Annotated in this window: 17 protein-coding genes; 7 read left to right on the plus strand and 10 right to left on the minus strand. The window is 70.9% G+C overall.

The features are described 5' to 3' along the window. Nucleotides 1-133 precede the first annotated feature (133 nt). From HUT18_RS01240 to HUT18_RS01255, 4 genes are read right to left on the minus strand one after another with little or no spacing between them, the layout of a single operon-like run. Nucleotides 134-970: a carbohydrate ABC transporter permease gene (locus tag HUT18_RS01240; RefSeq protein ID WP_176096988.1), complete on the minus strand. Its 837-nt coding sequence runs from the start codon at nt 968-970 to the stop codon at nt 134-136. Beyond that, on the minus strand, nt 967-1956 hold the full coding sequence (locus HUT18_RS01245) for a carbohydrate ABC transporter permease (protein ID WP_176096990.1): 990 nt from the start codon (nt 1954-1956) through the stop codon (nt 967-969). Before HUT18_RS01245 ends, HUT18_RS01240 begins: the two co-directional genes overlap by 4 nt. Before the next feature lie 2 nt (nt 1957-1958). Further along, nucleotides 1959-3263, minus strand: coding sequence for a sugar ABC transporter substrate-binding protein (locus HUT18_RS01250; RefSeq protein ID WP_176096992.1), 1305 nt, complete (start codon nt 3261-3263; stop codon nt 1959-1961). Continuing rightward, entirely contained in the window at nt 3260-4498 is a 1239-nt protein-coding gene (locus tag HUT18_RS01255; RefSeq protein WP_176096994.1) for an aminotransferase class V-fold PLP-dependent enzyme, read from the minus strand. The genes HUT18_RS01250 and HUT18_RS01255 overlap by 4 nt, the downstream gene beginning before the upstream one ends. A 225-nt stretch (nt 4499-4723) precedes the next feature. Between HUT18_RS01255 and HUT18_RS01260 the strand changes: the two genes are divergently transcribed. Continuing rightward, nucleotides 4724-5446 carry a FadR/GntR family transcriptional regulator gene (locus tag HUT18_RS01260; RefSeq protein ID WP_176096995.1) on the plus strand — a complete coding sequence of 241 codons (723 nt, stop codon included), beginning with the start codon at nt 4724-4726 and terminating at the stop codon, nt 5444-5446. A 51-nt stretch (nt 5447-5497) separates the two neighbouring features. On the opposite strand, the gene HUT18_RS01265 is transcribed toward HUT18_RS01260, so the two are convergent. After that, a complete protein-coding gene (locus HUT18_RS01265; RefSeq protein ID WP_254878920.1) occupies nt 5498-7807 on the minus strand; it encodes a hypothetical protein in 2310 nt (769 codons plus the stop codon). A gap of 355 nt (nt 7808-8162) precedes the next feature. Between HUT18_RS01265 and HUT18_RS01270 the strand changes: the two genes are divergently transcribed. Beyond that, nucleotides 8163-9026 carry a DeoR/GlpR family DNA-binding transcription regulator gene (locus HUT18_RS01270; RefSeq protein ID WP_176096999.1) on the plus strand — a complete coding sequence of 288 codons (864 nt, stop codon included), beginning with the start codon at nt 8163-8165 and terminating at the stop codon, nt 9024-9026. 93 nt (nt 9027-9119) lie between these two features. Here the strand turns inward: HUT18_RS01270 and HUT18_RS01275 are convergent, their stop codons facing one another. Beyond that, entirely contained in the window at nt 9120-10271 is a 1152-nt protein-coding gene (locus tag HUT18_RS01275) for a PLP-dependent cysteine synthase family protein (protein WP_303246528.1), read from the minus strand. Between the two features lie 293 nt (nt 10272-10564). Here HUT18_RS01275 and HUT18_RS01280 point away from each other — a divergent pair, with 293 nt between their 5' ends. Both HUT18_RS01280 and HUT18_RS01285 read left to right on the plus strand, forming a co-directional pair. Then, nucleotides 10565-10885 carry a hypothetical protein gene (locus HUT18_RS01280; RefSeq protein ID WP_176097003.1) on the plus strand — a complete coding sequence of 107 codons (321 nt, stop codon included), beginning with the start codon at nt 10565-10567 and terminating at the stop codon, nt 10883-10885. Nucleotides 10886-11080: 195 nt separating this feature from the next. Continuing rightward, nucleotides 11081-11611 (plus strand): ATP-binding protein, encoded by a 531-nt coding sequence (locus HUT18_RS01285; RefSeq protein ID WP_176097005.1) that lies wholly within the window; start codon nt 11081-11083, stop codon nt 11609-11611. 139 nt (nt 11612-11750) lie between these two features. Here the strand turns inward: HUT18_RS01285 and HUT18_RS01290 are convergent, their stop codons facing one another. From HUT18_RS01290 to HUT18_RS01300, 3 genes are read right to left on the minus strand one after another with little or no spacing between them, the layout of a single operon-like run. Further along, entirely contained in the window at nt 11751-14336 is a 2586-nt protein-coding gene (locus HUT18_RS01290) for an ABC transporter permease (protein WP_176097007.1), read from the minus strand. Beyond that, nucleotides 14333-15109 carry an ABC transporter ATP-binding protein gene (locus tag HUT18_RS01295; protein ID WP_176097009.1) on the minus strand — a complete coding sequence of 259 codons (777 nt, stop codon included), beginning with the start codon at nt 15107-15109 and terminating at the stop codon, nt 14333-14335. The genes HUT18_RS01290 and HUT18_RS01295 overlap by 4 nt, the downstream gene beginning before the upstream one ends. Then, entirely contained in the window at nt 15106-15393 is a 288-nt protein-coding gene (locus tag HUT18_RS01300) for an SHOCT domain-containing protein (protein WP_176097011.1), read from the minus strand. Before HUT18_RS01300 ends, HUT18_RS01295 begins: the two co-directional genes overlap by 4 nt. Before the next feature lie 226 nt (nt 15394-15619). On the opposite strand from HUT18_RS01300, the gene HUT18_RS01305 reads away from it, so the two are divergent. The 3 genes from HUT18_RS01305 to HUT18_RS01315 all read left to right on the plus strand — a co-directional run bounded on the left by HUT18_RS01305 (nt 15620) and on the right by HUT18_RS01315 (nt 18065). Further along, entirely contained in the window at nt 15620-16186 is a 567-nt protein-coding gene (locus HUT18_RS01305) for a TetR/AcrR family transcriptional regulator (RefSeq protein ID WP_176097013.1), read from the plus strand. 81 nt (nt 16187-16267) lie between these two features. Next, nucleotides 16268-16852 (plus strand): DUF4865 family protein, encoded by a 585-nt coding sequence (locus HUT18_RS01310; protein WP_176097014.1) that lies wholly within the window; start codon nt 16268-16270, stop codon nt 16850-16852. A gap of 130 nt (nt 16853-16982) precedes the next feature. Further along, nucleotides 16983-18065 (plus strand): zinc-binding dehydrogenase, encoded by a 1083-nt coding sequence (locus HUT18_RS01315; RefSeq protein ID WP_254878377.1) that lies wholly within the window; start codon nt 16983-16985, stop codon nt 18063-18065. 122 nt (nt 18066-18187) lie between these two features. On the opposite strand, the gene HUT18_RS01320 is transcribed toward HUT18_RS01315, so the two are convergent. Further along, nucleotides 18188-18916: a GntR family transcriptional regulator gene (locus tag HUT18_RS01320; protein ID WP_176097016.1), complete on the minus strand. Its 729-nt coding sequence runs from the start codon at nt 18914-18916 to the stop codon at nt 18188-18190. Between the last annotated feature and the right edge of the window lie 69 nt (nt 18917-18985).

Raw genomic sequence — 18985 nt, forward strand, 5'->3', positions numbered from 1 at the left:
ATCCACGCTAGGCTCGGCCAACTCCCGTGACTGTCCAGGAAGTTGCACATCCGGCGCGGTGCCGCTGAGAGGACGAGGGCCAGGGCGTGCCCGGTCTCCTGCGAGGCCTGCCCGGCCCCGCTGGGACCCGGCCTCAGCCCTTCACCGCTCCGGCGGTCAGCCCTTGGACGATGTGGCGGCTGGCGAAGGCGAAGAGCACCATGGTGGGCGCGATGGTCAGGACGGCCGCGGCCGACATGGACCCCCAGTCGATGTTGAAGCTGGAGATGAAACCGTTCAGCGCCGTGGGGACGGTCTTGTTCGCGTCGCTGTTCATCAGCGTGACCGAGAGGAACAGTTCGTTCCAGCAGTTCACGAAGTTGAAGATGAACGCGGCGATGATGCCGGGCTTCATGACCGGGAGCAGCACCCGGAACAGTGCGCTGAGCCGGGAACAGCCGTCGATCATCGCCGCCTCCTCCAAGGTGTCCGGGATGTTCTCGAAGAAGCCGCGGAGCATCACCGTGCAGAAAGGGATACAGACGGCGACGTAGACGAGGATCAGGCCGAAGCGGTTGTCGACCAGGCGCAGGTCGGTCATCAGCAGGTACAGCGGACCGAGCGCGATGAAGGCGGGGATCATCTGCGTGACCAGTGCCGCCATGAGGACGGCGGACTTGCTGCGGAACTCGAAGCGTGCGAGCACGTACGCCGACAGCATCGCCACACAGGTCGCCACGGCTCCGGCGACGGTGGCGACGATCAGGCTGTTGGTGAGGTACACCCCGAAGTCGGCCTTGCCGAACAGCCTGCGGTAGTTCTCCAGCGAGACCGTGCTGGGCCAGTAGTCGAGCGGGAAGCTGAAGATCTCGCCCGGCGGCTTCAGCGAGGTGATCGTGATCCAGTAGAGCGGGAAGACGGTCAGGATCAGCCAGAAGCCGAGAAAACCGATCCGGATCACGCGTCCTGTCGCGGATTCACGGTTGATCATGACGTCGCCTCCTTCTTCTCGCGCGTGGCCATGAGGTAGAAGAGCGAGAACACGAACAGACCGGCCACGATGATCAGTCCCAGTGCGGAGGCCTTTCCGTAGTCGCCCTGCTGAGTGATGGTGATCATCCAGGTCGTGACGATGTGGGTCTCGTTGTTCGGGCCGCCGCCGGTCATGCCGAAGATCAGGTCGGGGAAGTTGAAGATCCAGATGACCCGCAGCAGCACGGTGAGCGCCAGCGTGGTCCGGATGTACGGGATGGTGATCTGGAACAGCGTGCGCACCTTGCCCGAACCGTCCAGGGCCGCCGCCTCGTAGACCTCGTCGGGGATCGACTGGAGGGCCGCGAGGAGCATGATCGCGAAGAAGGTGACGCCGTACCAGATGTTGGCGACGATGACGGCGGCCATCGCGGCCTTCGGTTCGGCGAGCCACGCGATGGGCTCGTCGATCAGTCCGGCCTTCTGCAGCAGGTCGTTGACGACCCCGAACTCACTGTTGAACATCCACCGGAACAGGATGCCGATCAGGAATCCCGAGATGGCCCACGGGAAGAAGATCAGCGCCTGGTAGAGCCCGCGGAAGCGGAAGTGCCGGCGCAGCCAGAGCGCCAGCGCGAAACCGATCAACAACTGCGGCACGATCGAAGCCACGACCCACACAAGGGTGTTGGTCAGTACCGTGCCCCATGCCGGATCGGTGAAGACGGCCCTGAAGTTGCCGAAGCCGACGAAGGACTTGTCGGTCAGGTCCGCGAGGTTCCAGTGGCGGAAGGCCATCTGGCTGCCGGCGACCATCGGGTAGTACGTGAAGACCGCCACGAAGATCACGGCAGGCGCCATGAAGGCGGCGATGACCAGACCGTTGCGGGTGGTGAACGGACGCTTGCGGCGACCGGGGCGGGCGGGGCCGCCGCTCCCCCTGCGAGGGGAGCGGCCGGTCCGCCCGTCGGCTTCCGTGGCCGGAAGCGAGACGTCTGATTTCATGATCAGCCCTTCTGCGACTTCCACTTGGCCGTCCAGTAGGCGTCCCAGTCCGCGAGCAGTGCCTTCGGCGTCACCTTGCCCAGCACCAGCTTCTGGACGTCGGCGTCCGCCTTCAGGGTCCACGCGGTGAACCACGGCGCGTCACGGGGCTGGGTGACGTCGATGTAGGTCTCGGGCTGCTTCGCCATGGACACGTATCCCGCCCAGGCGCCCTTCGTGTAGAACGGGTCCTCGGTGGCCTTGCCGAGGATCGGGACGAGGCTGTTCTTCTTGCTGAACACGGTCGACGGCTCGCCCTGCGACAGGAACTTGATCAGCTTCACGGCCTCGGCCTTGTGCTTGCTGCCCTTGGCGATGCCCCAGCCGGCGGTGCCGAAGGGCTGGACGCCCTTGCCGCCGGGGCCCTTGGGCAGCGGTGCCGTCGTCCACTGGTCCTTGCCGATCGTCTTGGACTCGGCGAGGGTCGCGATCACCTCGGGGTCCTGGAGCAGGAAGGCCGTCGAGCCGTTGGAGAAGCCCTCGACCATCTCCGGGTAACTCCAGGCGACGGAGGACGGCGGCGCTCCCTCCTTGAATATCCGCAGGTAGGTCCGCAGGGCATCGACGGCCTCGGGCGCCGAGAAGATGGTGCTTCCGTTCTTCAGCCGGTAGGCGTTCGCGGTGTCGATCCGGTCCGCGGTGTACGCGCCGATGAGGGAAGTGACGTTGTGGACGCCGCCCTGGCCGCCCCGGAAGGCGTACCCGTAGCGGCGCTTGCCCTTGTCCTGGATCGCGCTCGCCTGTTCGAGCAGTTCGTCCCAGGTCGCCGGAGGTGCGTCGAAACCGGCTTCGGCGATCAGGTCCTTGCGGTAGAACAGGCTGGTTCCGTAGAAGCCGTAGGGCATGAAGTACGTCCTGCCCTCGTTCTGCGTGGACGCCTTCCGCGCGTTCTCCGTGAGGTCCTTCCAGCCGGACCAGCCCTTGAGGTCCTTGCTCATGTCGTACAGCCAGCCGTTGTTCGACCAGGGTCCGACCGTCTGGTCCCGGACCTCCAGGACGTCGACGCCGCTGCCGGACGGAAGCATCTGCTGAAGCTTCTGGTCCGCCTGCGCGGTGGGCGGCGAGACCAGATTGACCTTGATCTTGGGGTTCTGCTCCTCAAAGTCGGCGATCAGGTCCTTCAGCAGCGCGCTGCGCGTGGGGTTGGTCAGGCTCTCGACCATCTGCAGGGTGACGGTCCCGTCGCTGCCGGAGCCCATGGCGCTGCAGCCCGACAAGGTGACCGCCGCGGCAAGGGCCAGGGCGACTGTGGTCTTCGTTCTGGTCATGACCGTCCTTCGGGGGATGTGGTGCGGGCCCATTCGCCGATCGCGGGGACGCAGTGCTCGGCGAAGAACTCGTAATCGGCGGGGGTGTTGTAGACGTGGGTGGACAGCCGGAGATATCCGGTGCCGCCGAAGCTGGTGAACGCCGCCGCGACGCCCAGTTCGCGCGAGGCGCGTTCGCGTAGCGCGTCGGCTTCCAGCCGGGTGCCGCCGAGGCCGTCGGGCAGCCGTACGAGTCGCAGCGCGTCGACGGGCATGCCGACGTCCACCGGAGGCGGGCAGCCGGTCAGTTCGGCGAAGGCCTCGCCGACGATCCGCTGGGCGTAGTCGGCAAGTTCGCGCATGTAGGTACGCGCTGTCGGCCACCCCCAGGTACGCTCGATGAAGCCGAGCGCGGCAGGTGTCGCGAGGTAGCCCGTGGCGTCCAGGGTTCCCTGGCTGTCGAAACGGCTGGGGAAAGGCTCCTCGGCCCCCCAGGAGTCGATCAGCGGATACAGCTGGTCACGCTGTTCGGAGCGGGCCACCAGGACCGATGAACCACGCGGGGCGCAGCCGAACTTGTGGATGTTGCCGATCCAGAAGTCGCACTCCAGGCCCCGCAGCGGGCCCTCGATCAGTCCCGGCACATGGGCTCCGTCGACGAGGAAGGGGATCTCACGGCGCCGGGCCTCCTCACCGATGCGCTCGACGGGCATCCGCCGGGCCGTGGGTGAGGTGATGTGGTCCACGACGACGAGGCCGGTGCGCTCACCCATCAGAGCCGTCACGGCCTCGTACGCCTCTTCGGCGTCGGCGTCCAGGGGCACATGGGCGGTGCGGACCGTGCCGCCCCAGCGGCGGGCCAGGCGCTCGGCGCCCCAGGTCACGGCACCGTAGCCGTGGTCCGTGACGACGATCTCCCCGCCGGGCCGGGCCGGAAGAGAGCCAAAAACGACGCTGGCGCCGCCGCTCGCGTTGGGCACGAACGCGAGGTCCTGCGGGGCCACCCGCAGGAACCCGGCGACGGCGCTCCGGGCCTCGGCCACCCGCTGGGGCAGGTGCGGGAACCACGCGACGGGATTGCTCTCCATCTCCCTGCGCAGTTCCTGCTGCACCCGCTGTGCCTCGAGGGGGACGGCACCGAACGAACCGTGGTTGAGATGTCGGACCGCGGGGTCCAGCGACCACGCGGCCGCCGCAGGGCGGCCGTCCGCAAGGAGCAGGGGGCGGGGCGCGGTGGTGAGGTCGGCTCTGATCACGTCACTCCAGGCGCTTGTCAGCATGGTTCATCAGACGCCCACCAGAAGTCATCTGATGAGTTGCGGCATGCTGACACGTCAACCGGGGGTGGAACAAGATGTTCCGCAGCGATTGTTTGATGACTCGAGAGTAGGTACCACGAGAGGTCTGATGAACCTGCCGAAGAGGCAGTACGCTGCACTGGAGGCCGGCAGCCCGCCGCCAAGCCCGAAGAGGAGAGTGGGATGTCCGCAGTCGAGAAGGCGGTTCACGGTCTACGGCGCATGATCTCCAGCGGACGGCTGACACAGGGCGACCGTCTGCCTCCGGAGGGCGATCTGTGCGAGGAGCTCGGTGTCTCCAGGGGTTCGCTGCGCGAGGCGGTCCGTATGCTCGCCGCGCTCGGCGTGGTCGAACCCCGGCACGGCTCGGGCACGTTCGTCTCCCCGCTACGGCCTGCCGACATGATCGGCAGCCTCTCGCTGACCATCGAACTGCTGCCGCTGGACGGCGTGTTGGAGTTGTTCGAGGCCCGGGGCGTACTGGAGGCGCATGTCGCGGCGCAGACGGCGGCGCGTATCACCGAGGAAGAGCTCAAGAACCTCCGCGCGGTCATCGAGACCCTGGAGGCCAGCGACGACCCGGACGAGGGCGCGGAACTCGACCGCCAATTCCATTCGGAGATCGCCCGTATCGCCGGCAATCCCGCCATCGCCTCACTGCTGGCGGTCTTCCGCGGCCGCTCCCGCGCGTATCAGGTGTTCATGATGCCCGAGGGCCCTGCCATGAAGAAGGAGAGTGACGCGGGGCACCGGCTGATCGTCGAAGCGCTGGAGGCCCGCGATCCGGTTGCCGCCGCGGCACAGGCGGCGGCCCATGTCACCTGCTCGGCCCGGTGGTTGGAGGCCTGTCGGCCACCGGTGACCGAAGCCGCGCACGCGTCGCTCCCCCAGTTCCCCGCAGAGTAGGGCCGGGCGCGGCGCACGCGACGCGCGGACGGTTCCGGGCCGGAGGCATCCCTACGACGGCACACCGGGCGCCGGCCCGCTCCCCGCACCGGCCCCGCCCTCCCGCTCCCCCTGATCCGCCCCTGGACGCGGCCCGGGCACAGCCGGCCGGAGCCGGGCCAGGAGCCGTCCGCGTTCCTCGGCGAAGGCGGGGTCGGCCTGGTACTCGGAGTGGCCGAGGATCGGTGCGGGCAGTGGGTGGAGTTCGGTGCGGCCGTAGCCGAGCGGGTCGCGCAGCGCGGGGCAGTCGACTTCGGGGCCGTCGCCCGCGTCGACCCGGACCGGGCCGCCGATGGGGTCGGTGTCGCGGTACAGGTTACGCCAGCAATCCACGTCACGGTGCAGGGACTTGAGGGCCTCGGGGCCGAAGTGGGCCGGGAACCAGCGGCCGTAGAGGCGTTCCAGCGGGGAACCGTAGGTGAGCAGGGCGACGCGGCCGCGGGCGCGCGGGGACAGTTGCCAGGCCGCGGCGGCGGCGAGCACGCTGCCCTGCGAGTGGCCGGAGATGACCAGGCGTCCGCCGGTGGCCTGCGTCCAGGTCGCCATCCGCCAGCTCAGATCGGGCACCGCGCGCTCGGCGTAGCAGGGCGGGGCGAAGGGATGCGCGGCGCGCGGCCAGAAGGTGCCGACGTCCCAGAGGATGCCGATGGTGCGCCGGGCGGCGGGGTCGCGGTAGGCCCGGCGGCCCCAGGTGACCAGGAGTATGAAGCCGAGTCCGATCAGCCAGGAACCGAGGGCCTGCGCCGCCTCCGCGGCACCGGCGAGGAACGGTGTCGTTCCGCTCGCGGCCTGCGCCGGCACCTCGCCGGTCCCCCAGGCTCCGGCCAGTGCTCCGCCGCCGAGCACCAGGGTGGCCACCGCGGTGACTCCGACGAGCAGCGGTGCCTCGTCGGTGAGTTGGGCACGGGTGCGCGTCGCGGCGATGCGGCGGGTACGGATGGGGTCCTGCTTCTCGTCCGGGTAGTCACGGTAGACGTGCACCAGGCCGCTTCTGATCCTGCGTGCGGTGCGCACCGTGAGAGCCGTGCACAGGGCGAGCAGCAGTACCAGGAAGACCGGGATGACCGAGGCCTGCCAGGTCAGCATCACCGGCGGCCCCGGGATGTCGGCACCCGAACCCGCGGTGCCCGCGCCGTCCAGCCAGTCGCCCACCCGCTGGGCCGTACCGCCGGACATCACACCGCCGAGCGCACAGGCCAGCATGACCACGGCGGGCCCGCCGAGTCCGCCGAGCGCGCTGCGCGCGGAGGGGCCGCGCCGCCGCAGTATGTAGGCGACGACAGCGGTGGCGATCACGAGCAGACCCTGCACCAGGGCCAGCGAACCGAAGGTGGGATCGCCGGGCAGGCGGCCCGAGGACTCCCAACCGGGCCTGGACCAGCCCGCGTAGAGGACGGACAGGCCGAGCACCGCCAGGGCGGCGGCGGGCAGCCGCCGCACCAGGTGCTCGTCGATCTCACGGTCGAGCCGGTGCTCGCTGCGGCCCCTGCGGCACACCACCCAGACCACAAGCAGCAGCCCGAGTACGAGAACCGCCTCCAGGGCGCGCCCCAGCACATCGAGCAGCGCGGGCCCGCCGTCCTCGCGGTCGAAGCGGGCCGCCGAGGTGCAGACCGCGGCCGAGACGGTGAGCAGTCCCGCCGCGGTGTGGGCGGCCCGCAGTCGGGCGACCAGCCTGCGGCCGAACCAGAAGCCCGGCTCGCTGAGCGCGGTGGCGCTGGTCTCCTCGGCGGTCTCCGGTTCGACGGGCAGCGGGTGCTGCGACTCGTACGCGCTCCAGGTGCGCCGCGACAGGTACCAGAGCAGTCCGACGAGGAGGGCGGGCAGCACCGCGGCCAGGGCGAGGCGGCGGCCTGGCTGCGACCACCAGCCGTCGTCGGAGAGCTGAGGGCTGGCGAAGCCGAGCCAGGAGTGGTCGGAGGCGCAGGCCCGGGTACCGGCGCACTGCCACGCCGTCAGGTCGAGTGCCACCTCGCAGCAGGCGGCGACCATCATCAAGGTCAGCGACAGCCCGGCGAGGCGGACCAGCATCCCGTAGCCGCGCACCGCCCTGCTGCGGTGGCGCGAGGTGGGGCGCATCCAGTGCGCGAGGTTGACCACCATGAACGGCAGAAGCAGCAGCCACAGGGCGCGTGAGCTGTTGCCCGAGGTGAGGTTGGACCAGACGTACGCCTCCGGGATCGGCTCACCGGGCCGCTCCCGTTCGCCTTCTCCGTCCGCTTCGCGTTGCTCGCGTTCCTCGGCGCCCACGTCCTCGGGGCGGCGGTAGACGGCCGCGCGCTCGTCGCCGGTGATCCGCACGGTGCGCGGGTCGTCGAGCATCTTCTCCGGAGTGGTCCCGCCGACTCCGTGGACGAGCAGTTCCAGCGCCGGTTCGAAGGACCCTTCCGGCGCCGCCCCGGGTGCTGCGGCTTGTGCGGCACGCTCCACTGTTTCCCCGTCCCCCGTCGCAGCGCGTCGTTCAGTTGTCGGTCACCAGGATCCCTTGTCGCCACGGCGGGTGCACCCCCCGTCACGGAATCTCCGCGATCCGTACGGACTGGGTTCCTTGTCCGGCTTCGGCGCCCGTGGGACGGCCGGTTCAACGCCGTGCGAGGATGTGTCCTTCCAGGTGGCCGGTACGGTACGGGCGGCGGCCACCGAGGCGTACCGAAGGATGCGAAGGGACGACGGCGTCGTGAGCGAGAACCAGAACCTCCTCGCCGAGCAGCGGCGTGCTCTCATCCTGGACGAGGTGCGCAGACGCGGCGGCGCGCGGGTCAACGAACTCACCCGGCGGCTCGGGGTCTCCGACATGACGGTGCGTCGGGACCTGGACGCGCTGGCGCGGCAGGGTGTCATCGAGAAGGTGCACGGCGGGGCGGTGCCGCTGTTCGAGGCGAGCAGCCACGAGCCCGGCTTCGAGGCCAAGTCGGGCCTGGAGCCCGGCGCGAAGGAGGAGATCGCGCGGACCGCGGCCTCCTTCGTGGCGCCCGGTACGGCGATCGCGCTCTCCGGTGGGACGACGACGTACGCCCTGGCCCAGCAGTTGCTCGACGTCCCGGATCTGACCGTGGTGACCAACTCGGTCCGGGTGGCCGATGTCTTCCACGCCGCTCAGCAGATGTCGGGGCTGCGTGCCGACTCGGCGACGGTGGTCCTGACCGGCGGGGTCCGCACCCCGTCCGACTCGCTGGTCGGTCCGGTGGCCGACCGCGCCATCGGCTCCCTCCACTTCGACCTGCTGTTCCTCGGTGTGCACGGCATATCGGCGAGCGCGGGCCTGTCCACCCCGAACCTCGCCGAGGCCGAGACCAACCGCAGGCTGGTGGGCTCGGCCCGCCGGGTCGTCGTGGTGGCCGACCACACCAAGTGGGGCACCGTGGGCCTGAGTTCCTTCGCCGCGCTGGACGAGGTGGACACGCTGGTCACCGACAAGGGGCTGCCGGAACAGGCGCGGACCGAGGTCGCCGAGCAGCTCCGGCTCGTGGTCGCGGGTGAGACCGAGCCGGAGTCGCAGTCGGCGTCAGAGTCACCGTCGGAGTCCGACGGTCGCGCCTGACGGGAGCGCTACACGGGCTGCGTGCTCCCAAGTAGCGCTCGTGGATGGCGAGTTGACAGCCGGTCGGCCGGTCCGGCTTCCGGCAGGCCGCCGTCAGTCGGCCGTGCGGTCGCAGGCCGGCCACTGCCCGGTACCGAGGAAGGTCTCCAGGGCCCGTGCGTACGGCGCGATGTCCAGGCCCTGCTCGCCGAGCCACTCGTCCGAGTAGTACTTGTCGAGGTAGCGGTCGCCGGGGTCGCAGAGCAGGGTCACCACGCTGCCGGTGCGGCCCTCGGCCAGCATCTCGGCGACGATCTTGAGGGCGCCCCACAGTCCGGTACCGGTCGAGCCGCCCGCCTTGCGGCCGATCACACCCTCCAGCGCACGGACGGCGGCCACGGCCGCGGCGTCGGGGACCTTCATCATGCGGTCGATCGCGCCGGGCACGAAGCTGGGCTCCATCCGGGGGCGGCCGATGCCCTCGATCCGTGAACCGCTGTCGCAGGTGGCGTCCTGACGGCCGGTGGTCCAGCCCTCGAAGAAACAGGAGTTCTCCGGGTCGGCCACACAGATACGGGTGTCGAACTGCATGTAGTGCACATAGCGCGCGAGGGTGGCCGAGGTGCCGCCGGTACCGGCGGTGGCGACGATCCACGCGGGCTCCGGGTACCGCTCCAACTCCAGCTGGCGGTAGATGGATTCGGCGATGTTGTTGTTGCCGCGCCAGTCGGTGGCACGTTCGGCGTAGGTGAACTGGTCCATGTAGTGGCCGCCGGTACGCACCGCCAGGTCGGCGGCCTCCTCGTACATTTTGCGCGAGTCGTCGACGAAGTGGCACTGCCCGCCCTGGAATTCGATGAGGCGGCACTTCTCGGCGCTGGTCGTGCGGGGCATCACCGCGATGAAGGGGACGCCGATCAGCTTGGCGAAGTAGGCCTCCGAGACGGCCGTTGAGCCACTGGACGCCTCGATGACCGGGCGGCCGGGGCGGATCCACCCGTTGCACAGGCCGTAGAGGAACAGCGAGCGGGCGAGGCGGTGCTTGAGACTGCCCGTGATGTGGGTCGACTCGTCCTTCAGATACAGGTCGATGCCCCAGTGCTCGGGCAGGGCGAAGCGCAACAGATGGGTGTCGGCGGACCGGTTCGCATCCGCCTGCACCTTGCGTACCGCCTCTTTCAGCCACTGGCGGTAGGCGTCGTCGGAGCGGTCGACGTCGCGGGTGGGCAACGGCTCACTGAGGGGTGAGTCGGCTGTGCTGTGCACCACTGTGGCTCCTTGTCTCCCACCCTGCCGCGGGCGGCTCGCTCGATCATAAGCAGCCGCAAACCCGTACCCCACCTGCATAAACATCCCTTTGGGAGAGTCAAAGGAAGGGCTGGGTCCCGGGTTGTCCGGCCTACGCGCGGGGTAGGGAGTCCGCACCTGCCAGGGAGGGGCTGGCGTTCGGGTCGGGCGAGGAGCACACTTCGGTCACGGGGTGCACTCCGGCCGATCCCCACAAGCGCCGGCGGTCAACGGAAGTTGGGCAGTTCGGCTGCGAAAGGGTGGGATCCACCATGAAGGACGAGGAGTTCACGGCCACAGGTGTGCGCATCGGCAAGGGCCTGCGTTCCCTCACCCGTGCCGGACAGGTCCGGATCGCCGACGGCAGGCTGGAGTTGCTCACCAGCGCGGGCCAGGAGATCGACAGCGCGCCGGTGCAGGCGGTACGGGCGGGCAGATCCTGGTTCGGCGCCGAGGACCGGGCCACCGCGGAGGTCAACGGCACCCGGTACTCGCTCACTCTGGGCGACCAGGAACGCTCGGACAGCGCGGCGAGCCGTACCGCGAAGCGCTTCGTGGAAGCCGTCCGCAAGGCGAGCGGCGGCCGGTCCTGACTGGTCGACGCCGTTCGCTCCCCCGCGCGAGTTGCGAGTTCGGTGCACCTGGGTGAGGCTTGTCTCACGTCACAGAGGGTTTATCGGCGACCACGCTGCGAACCAGCGCGCCGATCTCGCAGCAGACGGCCGTGAGCTCGCGGCCGTACCCGCTGAGCCCGTTCTCTTCCGGACTCAATTCGGGGAGTCGCAGCCGTGGTCAGCAAGCCAAGCAGGCACTGCACGGTGGAGCTCCAGGCCCTGCCGTCGCGAATCAGCCAGGTCCGCAGAATCGTCACAGCCCAGTTGCGCTACTGGCGCCTCGACGCACTCATCGACCGTGTGGCACTCGGTGTGACCGAGTTGCTCACGAACGTGCACCGGCACGCCGGTACCGACAAGACGTGCACCGTCCAGATCGAACTGGACCTCGATCGTCTGACCGTCTCGGTGCACGACCGCGATCCACGTCTTCCGTATGTGCACGAACCCGAACCGGGCGCCACCGGCGGCCGTGGGCTCGCGTTGATCGCGGCCCTCAGCGAGAGCTGGGGAGTACAGCCGCACGGCCGCAGCGGCAAGACGGTGTGGTTCGCCCTGCCGACACCGCCGCTGGTGCCCCTCTTCACGGCGGACGCCGTGTACGGCTCGGCGACCACCGGACCGCTGGCGGAGCCGGTCGTCCTGGAGTCCGTCGCCACGGGCGACTCGGCGCATACTCCCGCCCGGTCCGCCGTTCTCGGCTGACCGGGCGGTGAGAGCCGGGCCGCCGCGCGCACGGGCCGGTCACCTCACGGACGCGGGCGGGGCCCGGCGGATCCGCTCCGCCGGGCCCCGCCCTGTGCCGCGCGCCGTCCGGGCATCCGCACGGCGCCGCACGGCCGCGTCACTCCGTGGCGATCGCCCGCAGGACGCCGAGCCTGGCCGCCCGGCGGGCCGGGCGCAGTCCGGCGAGACCGCCCGCGGCAAGCCCGACCAGGGCCACCACCAGGAGTTGTACGGGCGGCAGCGCGAACGCGAAGTCGCTGGCGGTGGCCCCGTCGGAGGCCTTGACCAGCACCCAGCCGAGGAAGCCGCCGAGGACCAGCCCGCCCAGGGTGCCGAAGGCGGCGACCAGGACCGATTCCCAGCGGACCATGGCCCGCAGCTGCGCCCTGGTCTGCCCGACGGCCCGCAGCAGCCCGAGTTCCCGGGTCCGCTCGTGGAGGGCCAGGGTCAGGGTGTTGGCGATGCCGAGCAGAGCGATCAGGACGGCCAGCGCGAGCAGGGCGTAGACCAGCGTGAGCATCATGTCGATACCGCCCGCCGACGACTCGGCGTACTCCTCGCGCGTCTGCACATCCGGGTTGCCGTACCGCTCGGCCACCTTCTCCACCGCCGCCGTGCCCTCGGCCCGGCTCACCCCGTCCTCGAAGGTCACGGCGACCAGGGTGTCGGTGTCCTGTGCGCGGTGCGGGGCCCATGCCTCGCGGGTGATCACGTAGTCGCCGACGAGTTCGGACTTGTCGTAGACGGCCCGTACGGTGAAGGTCTTCCGCTCGCCGTCGGTGAAGGCGAGCCGGGCCTTCGACCCGGGTTGGAGTCCGGCCTTCTCGGCCTCCGGTTCGGCGAGGGCGATGCCGTCCTTGCCCAGGGCCTCGATGTCGCCGCGTACGGTGCCGAGGTCGAAGCCGCGTCGCAGTGCCGCGGGATCGGCGACCGTGAGCGCGCGGCCCCGGCCGTCGACCTCGGCGACGCCCCGGCCCAGGCCGACCGCGGTGGCCACCTCCGGCCGTTCGGCGACGGCGGGCGCGAGCCCGGGGCTCAGGCCGCTGCCGCCGCCTCCGAAGGCCGGGGTGCTGATGGCCACGTCACCCGCGAAGGAACGGTCCACGGTCTGGTTCATGGTCGCCTTGAGCGAGGCGCCGAAGACGGTGAACAGCGAGACCACGGCGACGCCGATCATCAGCGCGCCCGCGGTGGCCGCCGTCCGCCTGGGACTGCGCAGCGCGTTGCGCCGGGCCAGCGTGCCGGTGAGTCCGCGCAGCCTGCCGAGCGGCGCGCCGAGCACCCGGACCGCGCGGGTGGCCGCGACCGGGCCGAGCACCACGAAGGCGGCGAGCGCGAGCACCGCGCCCAGGCCCGCGAGCCACACCGAGGGCGTCGCGAACACGCCGGTCAGCGTGGCCAGTACGGCCCCGGTGCCGAGTACCGCCCCGGTCACCGCACGGCCGCGGGAGGCACCGGAGTCGTCCACCGCGCTCTCGCGCAGCGCGGCGAGCGGCGCGGTGCGCCCGGCCCGCAGGGCGGGCATGACGGCGGAGGCCAGACAGACCACGATGCCGACCAGGAGCGGCAGTGTCATGGACAGGCCGCTGATCACCAAGTCGCCCTCGGGGAAGGGGAATCCGATGGCCGGGAAGAGTGCCTGCAGCCCGGCCGCGATACCGATGCCGCCCGCGAGTCCGGCGAGCGAGGCGAGCACGGCGACGGCCGCGGCCTCGGTCAGCGTCGAGACGGTGACCTGTCGGCGCGAGGCGCCCAGCGCCCGCAGCAGGGCGTTCTCCCGGGTGCGCTGGGCGACCACGATCGCGAAGGTGTTGTGGATGGAGAAGGTGGCGACGAGCAGCGCGATGCCGGAGAAGACCAGCAGGAAGGTGGTGAAGAGGGTGAGGAACTGCCCGGAGATCATCTCCGTGTTCTCCTCGGCCGACTCCTGCCCGGTGATCGCCTCGATCCCCTTGGGCAGTACGGGGGCCAGGGCGTCGACGAGTTCCTCCTGGCCGATGCCGGGCCCCGCGCGCACCTGGATGCTCGCGGCCCGGCCGGGCTTCGCCGTGAGGTACCGCTCGGCGTCGGCCACCGTCATCCCGGTGTAGGTCACCTGGGCCATGCCGTCCTCGCCGCCGAAGCCGGCCAGGCCCACGACGCGCACCTCGACCGGGTCGGGGGTGCGCAGGGTGGTGGTGTCGCCGATCCGGAGTCCGCCCTGCTCGGCGGCGCCGCGGTTGACGACCACCTCGCCGTGCTTCAACGGGGCGCGCCCCTCGGCGAGTTGATACGGGTTGAGTTCCTTGTCGTCGATCCAGTTTCCGGCGAGGGTGGGCGGACCCTGGCCGCCGATCGGCTCGCCGTCACTGCCCACGAGCTGGCCCGCGCCCTCGATCCGGGGCACGGCGGCGGCCACCGACGGGATCCGCTCGATCCGCTCGGCCAGCGAGGTCGGCACCGTGTCGCGCACCCCCTGGCTCTCGCCGGGCGTGGTGATGGTGTCGGCGCTGCGTACGACGGCGTCCGTACCGCGGGTCGCGTCGCCGAACATGGTGTCGAAGCCGGCGCGCAGGGTGTCGCCCATGACGAGCGTGCCCGCCAGGAAGGACACCCCGAGCAGTACGGCGAGGAAGGTGCCCGCGAAGCGGCGCTTGTGCGCGCGCAGCGAGGCGAGGCTCAGCCGGATCGCGGTGGCGGTGCCGCCGGTGGCCTTGGCACTCATGACGGCACCTCCCGCGCGGCGCGGCCGTCGAACGCCTTCATCCGGTCCAGGACGCGCTCGGCGGTCGGTGCGGGCATCCGGTCCACCAGACGCCCGTCGGCGAGGAAGACGACCTCGTCGGCGTGGGCCGCCGCCACCGGGTCGTGGGTGACCATGACGACGGTGCGGTCCATCTCGCGGACCGCCCGGCCGAGCAGGCCGAGCACCTCCTCGCCTGAGCGCGAGTCCAGGTTGCCGGTGGGCTCGTCGGCGAAGACGACGTCCGGGCGGCCCGCGAACGCCCGTGCGACGGCGACGCGTTGCTGCTGTCCGCCGGAGAGTTCGGCGGGCCGGTGGTGCAGCCGGTCGCGCAGTCCGACCACGTCGATCAGCGTCTGGGTCCACTCCCGGTCCGCGGCCTCGGACCGCCTGCCCGCGAGGTCCATGGGCAGGGTGATGTTCTCCGCCACGGTCAGCGTCGGCACCAGGTTGAACGCCTGGAAGACGAAGCCGATGCGGTCGCGCCGCAGCAGGGTCAGCCGCCGGTCGTCCAGAGCGCTCAACTCGGTGCCGCCGATGAAGGCGGCACCGGAGCTGAGCGTGTCGAGTCCGGCCGCACAGTGCATGAGGGTGGACTTGCCGGAGCCCGAGGGCCCCATGATCGCCGTGAAGCGCCCGGCCGGGAAGCCGACGCTCACGCCGTCCAGTGCCCTCACCTCGGTGTCGCCGGCGCCGTAGACCTTCACGGCGTCGACGACCCGGGCCGCGGTGCGGGTCGCGGTCTCGCTGGTCATGCCGCGTCCCCCTTCTTGCCCGTGCCCGCACGCCCGAACCGCTCGTCCAGGACGGTCAGTCGGCGCCGGTACTCGTCCTCGTCGATCTCGCCGGTGGCGAACCTCCGGCCGAGGACGGCGATCGGCGCGTTGTCGCCGCCGGTCGGATGCCAGGGTGCGCGGCGGCCACGCCAGACGGTGCGGCGCAGCAGGGCCACGACTCCTACGATCACGGCCGCCCAGATCAGCGGGAAGAACAGGATCCACGGACCGGGACCCCCGTGGTGGGAAGCCAGGGTGAGCATGGTCGGTCATCTCCTAGGGTGCGGGCCGCCGGTTTCGCCCGGTGGGCCGGTGTGTTCCGTGCTGCATCGAGCCTGGCTCCGCGAGGTGGTCCGGGTCGTCGTACGGGCAGCGGCAGTGCGGGTACCCCGGCGGGAGTACGGGCGGCGGGCGCGGCTGCTTCCCGGGGACCGACGGCGCTCCGACACTCTGTACCTACTGGTATGTACAGTCCGCTACAGTGGCGTCATGAGCACCCAGGAACGACTGGTCGAGGCCACCCGGGAACTGTTGTGGGAGCGCGGCTACGTCGGTACCAGCCCGCGCGCCATTCAGGAGCGCGCGGGCGCCGGGCAGGGCAGCATGTACCACCACTTCTCCGGCAAGCCCGAGTTGGCCCGCGCGGCGATCACGCGGACCTGCGAGGAGATGCGGGAGACCGCGGAGCGCACGCTCGACGGCGAGGGCACCGCGTTCGAGCGGATCTCGGCCTATCTGCTGCGCGAGCGCGAGGTGTTGCGCGGCTGCCCGGTCGGGCGGCTCACCATGGACCCGGACGTACTCGCCGCCGACGCACTGCGCGAGCCGGTGGCCGCGACCCTGGCGAAGGTGCGGGCGCGGCTGGCCGAACTGGTCCAAGAGGGCGTACGGCGCGGTGAGTTGACGACCACGGCCGAGCCCGGCGAGGTCGCCGCGGCCGTTCTCGCCGTGGTCCAGGGCGGCTATGTCCTGGCCCGCGCCGAGGGCTCTGCCGAGGGATTCGACGCGGCGGTGGCGGGTCTGCGGGCCCTGCTCGCGCCGCGTACTTCCGCTTGAGTACACCGCTTCCGTACGCCCGCTCCAGTTCGCCCGCTCGAGCCCGTTCGCTTGAGTCCGTTCGCCGCCCGGGAGGCAGCAGTGCAGGCCATGCAGTACGAGATCACCTTGCCCGCCGACTACGACATGGGGATCATCCGGCACCGGGTCGCCACCCGCGGGCATCTGCTCGACGACTTCCCCGGGCTCGGCCTGAAGGCCTACCTGGTGCGGGAGAACGGGGTGGACGGTTCACCGGTGAACCAGTACGCGCCGTTCTATCTCTGGAACTCCGCCGAGGGCATGAACACCTTCCTGTGGGAGGGCGGCTTCGGGGGCATCGTGCGCGACTTCGGGCGGCCGGCGGTCCGGCAGTGGACGGGGCTGCACTTCGGTCACGGACCCGCCGCCGGGGCCGAGGCCGTGACCGCGGTGCGCCACCGGGTGCCGGTGCCGGCCGGCCCGCGACCGGACGCGCCGATCGCGCAGGCACTCACGAGTCAGGCCGAACTCGCCCGCGAGGAGGCCCTGTTGTGCACGGCGCTCGCGGTGGACACGAGCCGTTGGGAGCTCGTGCACTTCTCGGTGTGGACGAGCGAACGCCCGTCGACTCCGGGCGATCTATTCCGGGTGGCTCACCTCTCGACCCCGGAAAGCGCCTCGCTGTCGGTCGGCCGCCACTGGTGAAACTGCCGCCGGTGGGCCACTCCAGCTGGCCTGCCCCCGGTGTTCCCGTTCGGAGATTTCATCCATCGTTCCACCAGACTCAGCCAGCTTGTCTATACAGGTAGCCTGCTCGCATGCGAGGCTCGGACCTGTGACACAGCAACCCTCCACCCGGAGCACCATCGATGTCCGCTACGCCCGCTGGAGCGGACCCGGTCAGCCCTTCGCCCTCGTCCCGGCAACCACGCCGCGCATGCCTCACCCCGGCGAAGTGCTGGTCCGCGTCGACTTGGCGACCGTCTGCGGCAGCGACCTGCACACCGTCGCAGGGCATCGCCCCGCGCCCCGGCCCGGGGTGCTCGGGCACGAACAGGTCGGCACCGTGGTCGCGGTCGGCGAGGGGGCGCCCCCATGCCAGGACGGCACCGAGATCACCCCCGGCATGCGCGTGGTGTGGTCGGTGACCGCCTCCTGCGGGAAGTGCCACCGGTGTCGGCGCGGCCTCACCCAGAAGTGCGAACGCCTGCGCAAGTACGGGCACGAGCCCTTGGACGAACGCGCGCCGCTGACCGGCGGCTTCGCCACCCATTGCGTACTGCTGCCCGGCACCACCGTGGTCGCCGTCCCGCCCGCACTACCGGACGCGGTGGCCTGTCCCGCCTCGTGCGCCACGGCGACCGTGGCCGCGGTGATCGCGGCGGCGGGGCCGCTGGACGGGCGCCGGGTCCTGGTCACCGGGGCGGGAATGCTCGGCCTCACCGCGATCGCCATGGCCGCGACGGCCGGTGCGCGGGTGACCGCCGTCGACCCCGACCCGGGCCGCCGCGCGCAGGCCGCCCGGTTCGGCGCGCACGACGTCGCGGGAACCGGCGAAGTGCACGGCGAGGTGGACGCGGCGCTGGAGTTGTCAGGACACCCCGAGGCGGTACGGACCTGTCTGGGCTCCCTGGCCATCGGCGGCCGGGCGGTGCTCGCGGGCAGCGTCTCGCCGGGGGCGCCGGTGCCACTGGACCCGGAACGGCTCGTACGGGGACTGGGAAGCGTCGCGGGTGTGCACAACTACGCCCCGGCCGACCTCCAACGGGCGGTCGACTTCCTGACGGCACATCACCACAGCTATCCGTTCGCCGAACTCGTCGAGGGCGCCTACCCCTTGACCGAACTCGACGCGGCGGTGGCGGCGGCACGCTCGGCCGTCGCGCCCCGGCAGGCCGTCGTGCCGCACGCCTCCTGAGCCCTCGGGCGCTGGGCTCGGGCCCGGGAAACGGACACACGCGGCTGTCCGCCGGGCCCGGGGCCGGAGTTCCGCGCGAGTTCCGCCAGAGCACCGGCCGACAGCTTCGCCGCGGCCTCCGTCTACAGCTTCGCCGAGCGGCTGTTGCGGGAGTTGGTCACGGTCACGGTGGCGATGTCGGACCGGTACCGGTCGTCGGACCATTCGATCGGCACATTGTGCGAGTCCGTGGTGAGCCTGCGCTCGCGCAACAGCGGGAAACCCTCGGGCACTTGGAGCAGTTCCGCGTCCAGCGCGTCGGCGCCGACAGCGTCGAAGGTGTGCCGTGCCGAGTGCAGGTCCACGCCCCGTTCGGTGAGCAGGGCGTAGATGGAACCGGCGTTCAGGTCGGCGTCGATCAGCGGGCGGCCGATCTCCTCGACGTAGGTCATGCGTTCCAGCATCGCCGGGCGGCCGTCGAGCAGCCGCAGCCGGATGAGCTGTACGGCCAGGTCGTCCTCGCCGATCTCCAGAGCCGCGGCGGTCTCCTTGCCCGGCCTGCGCAGCGCGATCTCCTGGAGGCGCTGTCCCGGCTCGTACCCGGTGAGTTCGGCGCGTCGCGTGAAGGAGAGGAAGGACTCGAAGGGCTGGGCCGGCACCGCGTCGAGGACCGTGGCGCGCTTGCCCTGACCGCCGCCGATCAGGCCCTCCTCGCGCAGTGCGGCCAGGGCCTGGCGCACCGGGCCGCGGGAAGCGGTGAACTCCTCGCAGAGCTGGGCCTCGGAGGGCAGCAGTTCGCCGACTTTGACGGTTCCGCTGCGGATACGGCGGCGCAGTTCGGCTGCGATGGACCGGTGCAGTGGGGTGGCCATACAGGTGACCCTACACATGGAGTTACCTCCAGGTAGTTTCGGGTCCCGACTTGTGCAGTATCGGAAAAC

Source organism: Streptomyces sp. NA04227 (genome assembly GCF_013364195.1).
GTDB lineage: Bacteria > Actinomycetota > Actinomycetes > Streptomycetales > Streptomycetaceae > Streptomyces.

Coding starts and splice junctions, on each gene's coding strand:
- HUT18_RS01240 (WP_176096988.1), bottom strand. CDS start 970: ATGATCAACCGTGAATCCGCGACAGGACGCGTGATCCGGATCGGTTTT.
- HUT18_RS01245 (WP_176096990.1), bottom strand. CDS start 1,956: ATGAAATCAGACGTCTCGCTTCCGGCCACGGAAGCCGACGGGCGGACC.
- HUT18_RS01250 (WP_176096992.1), bottom strand. CDS start 3,263: ATGACCAGAACGAAGACCACAGTCGCCCTGGCCCTTGCCGCGGCGGTC.
- HUT18_RS01260 (WP_176096995.1), top strand. CDS start 4,724: ATGTCCGCAGTCGAGAAGGCGGTTCACGGTCTACGGCGCATGATCTCC.
- HUT18_RS01265 (WP_254878920.1), bottom strand. CDS start 7,807: ATGCTCGACGACCCGCGCACCGTGCGGATCACCGGCGACGAGCGCGCG.
- HUT18_RS01280 (WP_176097003.1), top strand. CDS start 10,565: ATGAAGGACGAGGAGTTCACGGCCACAGGTGTGCGCATCGGCAAGGGC.
- HUT18_RS01290 (WP_176097007.1), bottom strand. CDS start 14,336: ATGAGTGCCAAGGCCACCGGCGGCACCGCCACCGCGATCCGGCTGAGC.
- HUT18_RS01295 (WP_176097009.1), bottom strand. CDS start 15,109: ATGACCAGCGAGACCGCGACCCGCACCGCGGCCCGGGTCGTCGACGCC.
- HUT18_RS01300 (WP_176097011.1), bottom strand. CDS start 15,393: ATGCTCACCCTGGCTTCCCACCACGGGGGTCCCGGTCCGTGGATCCTG.
- HUT18_RS01305 (WP_176097013.1), top strand. CDS start 15,620: ATGAGCACCCAGGAACGACTGGTCGAGGCCACCCGGGAACTGTTGTGG.
- HUT18_RS01320 (WP_176097016.1), bottom strand. CDS start 18,916: ATGGCCACCCCACTGCACCGGTCCATCGCAGCCGAACTGCGCCGCCGT.